Source organism: Enterobacter sp. 18A13 (genome assembly GCF_007035975.1).
In the GTDB taxonomy this organism is placed as follows: Bacteria; Pseudomonadota; Gammaproteobacteria; order Enterobacterales; family Enterobacteriaceae; genus Enterobacter; species Enterobacter vonholyi.
Window position 1 is genome coordinate 2,547,060 of record NZ_AP019634.1, and the last position, 11,920, is coordinate 2,558,979.

The following is an 11,920-nucleotide window of genomic DNA, read 5'->3' on the forward strand; positions in this document are numbered from 1 at the left end:
TCCATATTTTATGCAATATCAATCAACAGTTCTTCTCCAGAATACCGGGACATTACGGAGGAGAAGAAATGAACACCACTACCTATGTTCTAAAATATACCGAGTATCTCATCAGAAAATGCCGTTCTTTTTTAATGTCGGACCTGCACTTTCATACTATCAGGCTAAAGAAAATATCCGGGAAAAGCCCCGACATTAAATCCCCCACTACGCTGAGTGAAAAAATATGCCATCGTCTGGTCTATGACCATAATAACTTCTACACCATGCTTGCCGATAAACTCGCCGTTCGGGCATACGTTTCCTCCAGAACAACGCGCGTGAAAACGGTGCCATTAATTGGCGTGTATACCCGGGCGTCGCAGATTGATTTTTCAGTACTCCCTGACAAATTCGTCCTTAAGTGCAACCATGACAGCGGCAGCACTATAATATGTACAAACAAAGCGCAATTTAACGTCAGGGAAGCGTGTAAAAAACTGAGTCTCGCGTTAAAGAAAAATCTGTACTACACCACGCGCGAATGGCAGTACAAAAATATTACGCCCAGTATACTCTGCGAGCCGTTTGTCGATCTCTTCGATAATGCTGACAGAAACACAACGCCGGAAATGCTGAGGATCCATTGCTTTCATGGCGTTGCGCACTATGTTGAAGCGGATTTTACGGATGATAACGGCCAGGGTTTTATCAACGTTTACGACAGGCACTGGAACTTACAACCCTTCCAGATGGAATATCCGAATACACCGTTAGCGCCGGGCGAACCGGTCTTGTTCCGAGAGGCGTTGCTGGCATCTCAGGAACTGGCGGATGGCATTGACTACTGCCGCGTTGACCTTATGCTAAAAAAAGATGAAATCTATTTCAGTGAAATAACCTTAAGCCCGAGACGCGGTAAACTGTCGATTACCCCGCAGGAATGGGATGCTAAACTAGGAAAAATATGGCATTTATCGCCGGCAGGCACATTTGACCTGCCGCTCACACTCACGAGTCGGGCCAGGTGAGTTTAAATAAAGAGTGGTTTTGCTTCGATAAGGTATAGGTAACATCGCCACCATGCGCCAGCATGATGGCTTTTACCACCGACAAGCCCAAACCACAGCCTTCCGGGTTCAAATCTCTGGCACCATTATCGCGCTGAAAGGGCTGAAATAAGAAATCATGAAACTCCCTTGGGATGCCAGGTCCCCCGTCCTGAATAAGGATATAATTGCCTTTATCAGAAACGCCATTTTTCACGATGAGTGTGCGCGAGGTTGAATAGTGTAAGGCATTATCAAATAAAACGGTCAGACACTGATTGATGCGTAATGGGTCGAATACGCATTGCTGATCCCTCAGTTCTGTTTTGATGGTAAATGCCTTACGGTTGAACTCGGGCATGAAGGTATCGAGCGCATTCTGTATTGCCCCTTTAAGATCCGTTCTGGACAGGCATAACGAGTATCCCGCCCCGCCATCCGAACTGATAACCCGGAGATCTTCAATCAGACGGGTTAACCCTTCCGTCTGTTTGAGAAGATTATTAAACAGAACCGGGTCCGGGGTAAAAACACCGTCAACCAGCCCCTGAAGCCGTCCACGTAAGATCGTGACCGGGGTTCTCAGCTCGTGCGCAATCGCAGCATTCCAGGATTTCCTCTGTATATCCAGCGTCTGTAATTTTTCCGCCATTTCATTGAAATCCGTCACCAGGTGATTGATCTCACCCAGCCGGGAGCTGGCGCAGAATGCCCGTGCGTCAAGATCGCCCTGTGAAATCTTTTTCAGGCTGGATGCTACCGCGTTTAGCGGGGTGAGTATTCGCGATGAAAGTTTGACCGTGAAAAAGAGTGCGATAATCAGACTGATCGTCGTCGCGGTCCCAATCCACACCCAGTCCCACATCGTCATCTGCTCGTCATCGCCCGCAGCAGGACCGCCCGGGAGGTGATCCAGAATAAAGGAGTAAAAAAACCATGAACCCAGTATGGCGATGGCAATTATCGTAAACGTCAGCAACAGCATATACGTTAAGATCTGACGACTCAGGACAGACTCTTTGTTCATTTCTTTTCCCCAAGCCGGTAACCCAAGCCTCTTATGCTCTCGGGAACGCCATAAAGGCCAGCAAGTTCCAGTTTTTTACGCAACTTGCTCATATGGCTGTCGACCGTTCTGTCGAGCGTATCACCTTCTGGCAGGCACGCATTGAGTAACTCTTCGCGGGAACAGACCTTTCGCGGATATCGTACCAGCCAGGTGAGCAATTTAAATTCGGTCGTCGTTAATACCGGGGAGATAACCTCTTCGCCCACGGTGACTTCCACGTAGAAGTCATCCGGATAGACCGTAATAAAGGGTGTTCTGAGCGGCAGGGAACCCGCCTGCTGAAGCGCGGGTTTTGTCCTGCGCAGCACCGCCTCAACCCGTGCGACAACTTCAGAGGGGTTGAAGGGTTTGATCACGTAATCATCCGCGCCCAGTCTCAGTCCCATGAGCTTATCGACATCCTGATCGAGAGCGGAAACCATAATGACGGGCACAGAACTTTCCTGACGGAGCGTGGTAAGTACGCTCCAGCCGTCACATACGGGCAGATGAATATCCAGCAAGATGAGATCCGGTTTATGCAGGCGATTGAGCGTTATCGCCTGCTCGCCCTGCCTGGCCCTGAGCGTTTTCATTCCCGAACGCTCTAAGTAACTCATCAGTATCTCGGCGATTTCGTCTTCATCTTCAACAACAAGGATCAGCGTATTTTTATTCATATTATCTCCGCGGGTGAAATCCCTTTAAGCACGCTATCAGATATCTTTAGCACAATAAGACACAGCCTCCGCGAAAAAGTGCCATGGTCACGAGAATTTCCCGGTTGATTTAAATGCCCGGTTATTTCTCCACACAACCTACACATTCAGTCAATAAAGACTCGACAATGTCCGTTCAAAATCGCTATTGAGGCATAAGCCTTTGTGCATTGAGCGTTGCAAATTACCACTGTTTCTTAAAGACTTTATGAAGTTGGCTGAAATAATGAACATGGAACTTTCAAAATATTTCTCCCCGAAAAAACTGGGCAGATACTCCCTGTTTCTGCTGCTGTCGTGGGGATTACTTTATACCTGGCTGGTGCTGGTACACAGAATGGATGAGAAAGTCGCCTCGACGCTACCCTCGTCACCCATCATCTATGGCTGTATAGCATTGTCGGTTGTCTCTCTGATAATCCAAAATAAAGCCGGTGCGTTGACTGAGCTGCTTGTCATCGCCTTCTGGCTAATAGTAATTTTTCTTTATCTAATTATTACGTTCACCGTGTTGTTAAACACAATGCCCGACATCGAGGATCTGGTCTTTTACTACGAGTGTTATTTAATCATTTTTTTTGGTGGAGCCCCGCTGTACCTCATTATGAGAATGATTTGAGCCACCGCTCCACACATCCTCCACAAACCGCACATTTCCGCTAAACAGGCGCGCGGTAGGCTCTCCATCACACTATTTTGCACAAAAATAATTCACTAAAAAAGTCTGACACGATTTGCCCATAATGATGAACCGTAATAATAATCTTAGTCCTTCTGAGCCTGCCGGAGTGATGCACTCGCTTAAAAAACTTGCGATCCGGCACCGGAAAAAACTGGTTGTCACCTTCTTCCTGGTGGTGGCTGAAAACGTAACGTTTCTACTTTACCCCGTTCTGGCAGGCATCGCGATAAATGCCATCCTCGCAGGGAAGACGCTTAACGCCGCGCTATATGGCCTGATGGTGCTTTGTATGTGGTTCATCGGCGCGGCCAGACGAAGCGTCGATACCCGCACGTTTGCACGCATTTATGCCGGCCTCGCGGTATCCGTCGTTATGGCACAGCGCAAGTATCAGCTAAACCATTCGGCAATCGCCGCCAGGGTAACGCTCTCGCGTGAGTACGTGGATTTCTTTGAAATGCACCTTCCCCTGCTGATTACGTCGCTGAGTTCACTGTTTGGCGCCGCAATCATGTTGCTGTTTATTGAATTTTGGGCCGGCGTCATGTGCTTTGCGATTGTATTTGTCCTGCTCGGATTTGTCTCCGGATATGCCCGTAAAAATGAATGGCTATTCATGCGCCTGAATAATCGTCTGGAAAAAGAAGTGGATTATGTTCATAAGGCGGGAACGGCCACTCTTCACCGACATTACTCCACGCTTGCGCGTTTACGTATCGCGTTATCTGACCGCGAGGCGTGGGGATATTTGTGGGTTGGCGTACTTGTTGCCGCGCTTTTTACGCTGACCATCGTCTGGATGACGCGCTCAACCGGCATCACCGCCGGACATATTTATTCCGTGATGACCTACATGTGGATGTTCGCGACGAGCCTCGATGACGCGCCGCAGCTTCTTGAGAAATTTTCGCAGCTCAGGGATATCGGTAAACGCGTATCCACTGATGAAGAAATTCACGTAACTGGACGTTAATTTAATGCCTCATTTTTTTATTGAACGCCCCGTTTTCGCCTGGGTAGTGGCGCTGTTTATCGTGCTGACAGGACTCCTGTCTATTCCCCGTTTGCCTGTTGCGCAGTATCCGGCGGTGGCACCGCCGGGGATCATTATTTCCGTCAGTTACCCGGGGGCGAGCCCCGATATCATGAATACGTCGGTGGTATCGTTAATCGAGCGCGAAATCTCTGGAGTCGATAATTTGCTCTATTTCGAATCATCCAGCGACACAACCGGTTCGGCATCAATTACCGTCACGTTTAAACCGGGTACGGACATCAAGCTGGCGCAGATGGACCTGCAGAATCAGATTAAGATTGTCGAGCCTCGTCTCCCTCAGGCGGTAAGACAAAACGGTATTAACGTCGAGGCCGCTAATTCGGGGTTTCTGATGATGGTGGGGCTTAAGTCCACGACAGGTCAATTTGAGGAAGCCGACTTAAGCGACTATTTTGCCCGAAACGTCAGTGAAGAGCTTCGTCGCGTGCCCGGCGTAGGGAAAGTTCAGCTGTTTGGCGGCGAAAAAGCGCTACGAATCTGGTTGGATCCGATGAAGCTCCACACCTACGGCCTTTCGGTGAGCGATGTGCTTACCGCTGTTGGCCAGCAGAATGCCCTCGTTTCGCCCGGCAAAACGGGAGATGAGCCAGCATCTGAAGGACAAGGGGTAACGTATCCCATCACGGTGAAGGGACAACTCTCCTCGGTAGAGGCGTTCAGGAATATTACTCTGAAGTCTGACGCATCCGGCTCCCGTCTGAAATTGTCCGACATTGCACGCATTGAATCTGGCCTGCAAAGCTACGCTTTCGGTATCCGCGAAAATGGGGTTCCTGCAACGGCAGCGGCTATCCAGCTCTCGCCTGGCGCCAACGCAATGAGTACGGCTTCAGGCGTACGCGCGCGCATCGACGAACTTTCCCAGGTGTTACCCGAAGGTATGGCATTTACGGTTCCCTTCGATACCGCCCCGTTTGTGAAACTTTCTATCATGAAGGTTGTTCAGACATTTCTGGAAGCGATGGTCCTCGTCTTCCTGGTTATGCTGCTGTTTCTGCACAAGATACGCTGCACGCTTATCCCGGCGATTGTTGCCCCCGTTGCACTTCTTGGCACCTTCACGGTAATGCTACTGAGCGGATACTCCATCAATATTCTGACGATGTTCGGCATGGTGCTGGCGATAGGGATTATTGTTGATGATGCCATTGTGGTTGTAGAAAACGTTGAACGACTGATGGAGGAAAAAAGCCTTTCCCCGCGTGATGCTACGCGGCAAGCCATGCAGGAAATCACCCCGGCGATTATCGGGATCACGCTGGTGCTCACTGCCGTGTTTATCCCCATGGGGTTTGCTGAAGGATCCGTCGGGATTATCTACCGACAATTTTGTATTTCCATGGCGGTCTCTATACTGCTTTCCGCGTTTCTTGCCCTGACGCTGACGCCTGCCCTGTGCGCAACGTTACTCAAGCCGCATAAGGCAGGAAAGAGCGGAGGCGGACGGTTCGCGGTCGGGTTTAACGCGCGCTTCCGCTCGCTTACCGCCTGTTACGAAGCCGGGCTGGGTGCCGTTCTGAAGCGAACCGGACGTATGCTGCTCCTGTACGTTGCGCTATGTGCTGCGCTGTTTTTGGGGATGTCTTCCTTACCGTCGTCCTTTCTGCCGGACGAAGATCAGGGCTATTTTATGTCTTCAATCCAGCTGCCTTCTGATGCCACCATGCAGCGTACCCTGCACGTGGTTAAAAAATTTGAAGGGGAAATTGCGGCCCGGCCGGATATTGAAAGCAACATTATGATCCTGGGGTTTGGATTTTCAGGTTCAGGACCGAATTCGGCTATGGCCTTCACCACGCTGAAGGACTGGAAATATCGGCAGGGTTCGACGGCCCAGGATGAAGCCGACCATATACAGGCCAGCATGGCGAACGTCTCTGATGCCGTCACGATGAGCCTGCTCCCGCCGGCCATTTCGGATATGGGCACCTCGTCGGGCTTCACCTGGTACGTGCAGGACAGAGCGGGACTGGGCTACGAGGCGTTAAAGCGCGCTGCCGACGCGCTGGTCCTGCAGGCCAATCAGCGTCCTGAACTGAGTGACGTGTATATAGACGGTCTTCCGGAAGGAACAAGCCTTGCGCTACAGGTGGACAGAGAAAAGGCAGAAGCGATGGGCGTTTCATTTGATGAAATCAACCAGACGCTCTCCGTCACCCTGGGCTCAAATTACGTCAATGACTATACGAACAGCGGCCGCGTTCAACAGGTGATTATTCAGGCCGATGCGCCCTACCGAATGCAGCCTGAGCAGATACTGAAATTATCAGTAAAAAACCGGATGGGTCAGATGGTGCCGGTATCTACATTTGCCACGCTTTCCTGGAACGTTGCGCCGCAGCAGTTGACGCGTTATCAGGGATATTCTGCTATTCGCATTACCGGCAATGCGGCGTCGGGAGAGTCCAGCGGCACCGCAATGAAGGTCATGGAAGGCTTATCCAGGAGCCTGCCTCAGGGTATGGCTGGCGAGTGGGCCGGGAGTTCGCTACAGGAGATAAAATCGGAATCTCAGCTTCCGGGCCTTATCGTCCTGTCGATACTGGTCGTATTTATGGTGCTCGCCGCGCTGTATGAGAGCTGGTCTATCCCATTCGCGGTCATGCTGGTCGTTCCACTGGGTCTTATCGGCGCGGTAGTAGCGATGTCTGTCGCCGGCATGACGAATGACGTTTTCTTCAAGGTGGGCCTGATTACGCTCATCGGCCTGTCGGCCAAGAACGCCATTCTGATTGTCGAATTTGCCAGGCAGCTCCATAGTCAGGGGCAGCCCCTGCTGGCGGCAACCGTTCATGCCGCCAGCCAGCGCCTGCGCCCCATTCTGATGACATCGTTAGCCTTCACTCTGGGGGTTGTTCCGTTGATGCTGGCCAGCGGTGCGAGCGACAGTACGCAGCATGCCATCGGTACCGGAGTCTTTGGCGGCATGATTAGCGGCACGCTTCTCGCAATCTTCTTCGTACCGGTTTTCTTTATCGTTATTGTGCGTTTCATCGACAACATCAGAAAAGCGTGAATACCCTTGCGGGATCGCGCTTCCTCGCTGGTTGGATGAGGCGAAGCTGTTGCCGGGTGGTATACTGGACGAATGCTGAAATTTTGAGCCCCCGCGAGTCCGCGGCGCATTCTTCGGAGCAGGCGTCTTCGGAGAACAGCGAGAAATATCGTGACACAAGGGGCTGTGAGTGGGCTATAATTTCGAGCTAATTTCGAATGATTTTGAAATACTGCCTGTAACACTATGAATTACAAGGCAAAATTAGCAATGAATATAAGGATTAAAGCTATGGGTTTTCTTTCCGGTAAGCGCATTCTGGTGACTGGCGTTGCCAGCAAACTGTCCATCGCATACGGCATCGCACAGGCAATGCATCGCGAAGGCGCTGAACTGGCGTTCACCTATCAGAACGACAAGCTGAAAGGCCGTGTTGAAGAGTTTGCCGCGCAGCTGGGTTCCAGCATCGTGCTGGAATGCGACGTTGCACAAGACGAAAGCATCGACGGGATGTTTGCTGAACTGGCAAAAGCATGGCCGAAATTCGACGGTTTCGTTCACTCCATCGGCTTCGCTCCTGGCGACCAGCTGGACGGCGACTACGTAAACGCAGTTACCCGTGATGGCTTTAAAATCGCTCACGACATCAGCTCCTACAGCTTCGTTGCGATGGCGAAATCCTGCCGTGCGATGCTGAACCCGGGCGCAGCCCTGCTGACTCTGTCCTACCTGGGCGCTGAGCGTGCTATCCCTAACTACAACGTTATGGGCCTGGCGAAAGCCTCTCTGGAAGCCAACGTACGCTACATGGCGAACGCAATGGGTCCTGAAGGCGTGCGCGTTAACGCCATCTCTGCAGGTCCTATCCGCACCCTGGCGGCTTCCGGTATTAAAGATTTCCGTAAAATGCTGGCTCACTGCGAAGCGGTTACCCCGATTCGTCGTACCGTTACCATTGAAGATGTGGGTAACTCTGCAGCATTCCTGTGCTCTGACCTTTCCGCGGGTATCTCCGGCGAAGTGGTTCACGTTGACGGCGGCTTCAACATCGCTGCAATGAACGAGCTGGAAATTAAATAAGCTGTGGCTCTCTTCCCGCACGGGAAGAGAGTTTCCCCCCTCCCCTCCCTTCGTTATTCCGTTCTGCTATTTGTTATCACCTAACAATATTTTTCCCTTTATCTGCCTTACGCCAGGATATTGATCGCCATTTTGAGATCAAGGAACGCACATGGAACAACGCCGTTTTTCCGGCAAAGGCCACTGGTATCACGAGACCCAGTCAAACCACGCGCAGACTGATGTTCTGCCCCTGGTGCCCGAAGCCGCTAACGTCGACGATCGTTTTTTGCTCGATTTAGCCTTGCCTGATGAGATTGTCGCCGCCTGTTCTGGCTGGCTTGCTCCTGCCAGAGCCTTATGCCACCAGCTGTTTCCGCTCTCGATTCCCGTGAACCGCCTGCATACGCTCAGCGCCTACGATCGGCTCAGTACCGCGCTAACGGTCGCACAGGCCTGCGGCGTTCAGCGGCTCTGTAACCACTATGCCGCCCTCCTCGCTCCGCTTCCCGGCCCGGACTCCTCGCGCGAAAGCAACCGACGTCTGGCGCAAATTACGCAGTATGCCCGCCAGCTTTCCAGCTCTCCTGATGTGATCGATGATAAAGCCCGCAACCAGCTTGACGAGGTGGGCCTGTCCACGTACGACATCGTGGTAATTAACCAGATTATCGGCTTTATCGGTTTTCAGGCGCGCGTGGTCGCAATTTTTCAGGCCCTGCTGGGACATCCTGTTCGCTGGTTGCCGGGACATCATATTCAGCCGCACACGCTCCCCGCTAGCCACGATGCGTGGACGCCGCTTTTACCTGTCGTTGAGCTGCGCTATGCGAATGCGCATCAGCTTGAGTCCTTGTCCCGCTGGCAGGCTGAACCCGCGCTTGAGGCGTTGACGCCGGTTCTTTGTCATGAGCCGACGCTGCTCGATCTGACCGGCGAAATCCTGTTAAACACTCGCGAAGAGATCCCACTGACTTCCACCGAACTTTCAGCGGCGCTCGAACTGCTGACACGCTCTCCGGACCGCTTCAGCGCCGCGCAGTTTACCCCGATCACGGATCAAGGGCTCACGGGCGAACAAGCCATCACGCTGCTTACCCGGAGTGCGTTTGATGGCTGGCTTAATCGTCTGAAAGTCGCGTTTGGTAAAGAGGAATAACCACACTCATTACCCAAAGACCGCTTGCTGAGACAGTGAGAATCGCGTAAAACTGTCAGCCGCTCAATGGCTACGAAAATAGAACATTATGTTTCAGGACAACCCGCTGCTAGCGCAGCTTAAACAGCAACTGCATTCCCAGACGCCGCGTGCAGAAGGGGTCGTAAAAGCCACGGAAAAGGGCTTTGGCTTCCTTGAGGTTGACGCGCAGAAAAGCTACTTCATTCCGCCTCCGCAGATGAAGAAAGTGATGCATGGCGATCGCGTCATGGCCGTCATTCATACCGAGAAGGACCGCGAGTCTGCCGAGCCGGAAGAACTGATCGAACCGTTCCTGACCCGTTTTGTGGGTAAGGTACAGAGAAAAGACGATCGTCTTTCTATCGTGCCGGATCATCCCCTGCTGAAAGATGCTATTCCCTGCCGCGCCGCCCGTGGCGTTGAGCATGATTTTAAAGAAGGTGACTGGGCCGTAGCAGAAATGCGCCGTCATCCTCTGAAAGGCGATCGCGGTTTTTATGCTGAACTGACCCAGTTCATCACCTTTGGCGCCGACCATTTCGTGCCATGGTGGGTCACGCTGGCACGCCATAATCTTGAAAAAGAAGCGCCGAACGGCGTAGCGACCGAGATGCAGGATGAGGGTCTGACCCGTCGCGATCTCACCGCGCTGGAGTTTGTCACCATCGACAGCGCGAGCACAGAAGATATGGATGACGCGCTGTACGCTGAAGAGAGCGCCGACGGCAAACTGCATCTGACCGTTGCCATTGCCGATCCCACCGCATGGATTGCCGAGGGCAGCAAGCTGGATGACGCGGCGAAAATCCGTGCGTTCACCAACTACCTGCCGGGCTTCAATATTCCGATGCTGCCGCGCGAATTGTCAGACGATCTCTGCTCGCTGCGTCCAAATGAAGTGCGCCCGGTCCTTGCCTGCCGCATGACTATCGCCGCAGATGGCGCGATTGAAGACGATATCGAGTTCTTCGCCGCCACTATCGAGTCGAAAGCCAAGCTGGCCTACGATAACGTCTCCGACTGGCTGGAAAATACCGGTAGCTGGAAACCTGATTCCGACGCCATTGCCGCGCAGATCCGTCTCCTGCATCGCATCTGCCTGAACCGCGGCGAGTGGCGTAAAACTCACGCGCTGGTGTTCAAGGACCGCCCGGATTATCGCTTTGTTCTGGGCGAGAAAGGCGAAGTGCTGGACATCGTGGCCGAACCGCGACGCATTGCAAACCGCATCGTTGAAGAGGCGATGATTTCCGCCAACATCTGTGCCGCACGCGTGCTGCGCGACAAACTGGGCTTTGGCATTTACAACGTTCACACCGGGTTTGACCCGGCGAATACCGAAGCGCTGGCGGCCCTGCTGAAGAATCACGATGTGCACGTTGATCCGGAAGAAGTGCTCACGCTGCCGGGCTTCTGCAAGCTTCGCCGCGAACTGGACGCGCAGCCGTCAGGTTTCCTGGACAGCCGCATTCGTCGCTTCCAGTCCTTCGCTGAAATCAGCACCGAGCCTGGGCCGCACTTTGGTCTTGGCCTTGAAGCTTACGCCACCTGGACATCGCCGATCCGTAAGTATGGCGATATGGTTAACCACCGTCTGCTGAAAGCGATTATCAAAGGTGAAACCATTGCCCGTCCTGAGGAGGACACCACGCAGCAGATGGCCGATCGTCGCCGTCTGAACCGCATGGCGGAACGTGACGTCGGGGACTGGCTGTACGCACGCTTCCTGCAGGATAAAGCAGGTACGGATACCCATTTTGCCGCAGAGATCATCGATATCAGCCGCGGGGGTATGCGCGTCCGTCTGGTCGATAACGGCGCTGTCGCGTTTATTCCTGCGCCATTCCTGCATGCGGTTCGCGACGAAATGGTCTGTAGTCAGGAAAACGGTACCGTGCAAATTAAAGGTGAAACAGTTTACAAAGTCACCGACGTGATTGACGTTAATATCGCCGAAGTTCGCATGGAAACCCGCAGTATTATCGCGCGTCCTGTCGCCTGATAACCGCTTACATTGTCGGTCTTTTCGTTTCGGAAGGGCCGACAATTTTTATTTTAATCCTCGCCACAAAATCATTATTTTTCCTTACTATTTTCAGTATCCCTTCGCCTAAAACCGCCATAATTATCTACAGTAAAAGAGTGTTGTTAT

At 52.4% G+C, this 11,920-nt stretch carries 9 protein-coding genes; 7 read left to right on the forward strand and 2 right to left on the reverse strand.

Translation table 11 applies throughout. From position 1 onward, the window contains the following. Positions 1 to 68 precede the first annotated feature (68 nt). Positions 69 to 1,010, forward strand: a complete 942-nt coding sequence (locus FOY93_RS12410; RefSeq protein ID WP_143345204.1) for an ATP-grasp fold amidoligase family protein — start codon at positions 69 to 71, stop codon at positions 1,008 to 1,010. Here the strand turns inward: FOY93_RS12410 and FOY93_RS12415 are convergent. Both FOY93_RS12415 and FOY93_RS12420 read right to left on the reverse strand, forming a co-directional pair. Then, positions 991 to 2,055 carry an ATP-binding protein gene (locus tag FOY93_RS12415; RefSeq protein ID WP_111965100.1) on the reverse strand — a complete coding sequence of 355 codons (1,065 nt, stop codon included), beginning with the start codon at positions 2,053 to 2,055 and terminating at the stop codon, positions 991 to 993. The genes FOY93_RS12410 and FOY93_RS12415 overlap by 20 nt on opposite strands. After that, positions 2,052 to 2,756 carry a response regulator gene (locus FOY93_RS12420; RefSeq protein ID WP_133294565.1) on the reverse strand — a complete coding sequence of 235 codons (705 nt, stop codon included), beginning with the start codon at positions 2,754 to 2,756 and terminating at the stop codon, positions 2,052 to 2,054. Before FOY93_RS12420 ends, FOY93_RS12415 begins: the two co-directional genes overlap by 4 nt. Before the next feature lie 271 nt (positions 2,757 to 3,027). Here FOY93_RS12420 and crrC point away from each other — a divergent pair, with 271 nt between their 5' ends. The 6 genes from crrC to FOY93_RS12450 all read left to right on the forward strand — a co-directional run bounded on the left by crrC (position 3,028) and on the right by FOY93_RS12450 (position 11,770). Continuing rightward, a complete protein-coding gene (gene crrC, locus FOY93_RS12425; RefSeq protein ID WP_168708005.1) occupies positions 3,028 to 3,414 on the forward strand; it encodes a colistin resistant protein CrrC in 387 nt (128 codons plus the stop codon). Between the two features lie 124 nt (positions 3,415 to 3,538). Next, a complete protein-coding gene (locus tag FOY93_RS12430; RefSeq protein WP_168708006.1) occupies positions 3,539 to 4,450 on the forward strand; it encodes an ABC transporter six-transmembrane domain-containing protein in 912 nt (303 codons plus the stop codon). A 4-nt stretch (positions 4,451 to 4,454) separates the two neighbouring features. Continuing rightward, on the forward strand, positions 4,455 to 7,550 hold the full coding sequence (locus FOY93_RS12435) for a multidrug efflux RND transporter permease subunit (protein ID WP_143345205.1): 3,096 nt from the start codon (positions 4,455 to 4,457) through the stop codon (positions 7,548 to 7,550). A gap of 270 nt (positions 7,551 to 7,820) precedes the next feature. Further along, complete coding sequence (fabI, locus tag FOY93_RS12440) at positions 7,821 to 8,609, forward strand: enoyl-ACP reductase FabI (RefSeq protein WP_003856831.1); 789 nt, start codon at positions 7,821 to 7,823, stop codon at positions 8,607 to 8,609. Positions 8,610 to 8,760: 151 nt separating this feature from the next. After that, a complete protein-coding gene (locus tag FOY93_RS12445; RefSeq protein WP_133294568.1) occupies positions 8,761 to 9,747 on the forward strand; it encodes a CMD domain-containing protein in 987 nt (328 codons plus the stop codon). 88 nt (positions 9,748 to 9,835) lie between these two features. Next, positions 9,836 to 11,770 (forward strand): exoribonuclease II, encoded by a 1,935-nt coding sequence (locus FOY93_RS12450; protein ID WP_143345206.1) that lies wholly within the window; start codon positions 9,836 to 9,838, stop codon positions 11,768 to 11,770. Positions 11,771 to 11,920 lie beyond the last annotated feature (150 nt).